Annotated in this window: 1 protein-coding gene; it reads left to right on the top strand. The window is 62.1% G+C overall.

Annotated features, from left to right (window positions below; translation table 11 throughout):
* Positions 1 to 266, top strand: a 266-nt coding sequence (locus AB3X89_RS40345; RefSeq protein ID WP_368588076.1) for a hypothetical protein, incomplete at its 5' end; no start/stop codon positions are given.
* Positions 267 to 367: the final 101 nt, after the last annotated feature.

Below are 367 nucleotides of genomic sequence, written 5' to 3'. Positions count from 1 at the left end.
AGGCGGGCCTGAATGCGATGCTGGCAGTCGACGCGAACGTCGACTGCGTGATCGCCGACGGCGCGTATTACAGTATTGCGCAGACCGAGGCGTGGTCAGCCTGCGGCGTGCTGCCGGTGATTCCCCCGCCGGCCAATGCGGTCGTTCACAATCAGCCGGCGACGCGCTGGCACGACCATCTCGTTCGGTACATCAAGGACAAGGGCATCCATGCGTTCCGCAACAAATACGGGTACGGCCCGGAGGTCGCAGCTGGACCAGAATGAAGCTCGCGCGTGACAGGATTAATGACGGGCACTGCGCGAACGAGGCCGAAGAAATCGGAGCAATTAAGCAAATGGGAGGGGGAAGTTGCGGCGAGCACCGT

Origin of the sequence: Paraburkholderia sp. BR14320 (assembly GCF_040948665.1) — a bacterium.
GTDB lineage: Bacteria > Pseudomonadota > Gammaproteobacteria > Burkholderiales > Burkholderiaceae > Paraburkholderia > Paraburkholderia youngii.
The sequence above is the reverse complement of the archived record's forward strand: the minus strand, read 5'-3'. Positions and strand labels throughout refer to the sequence as shown.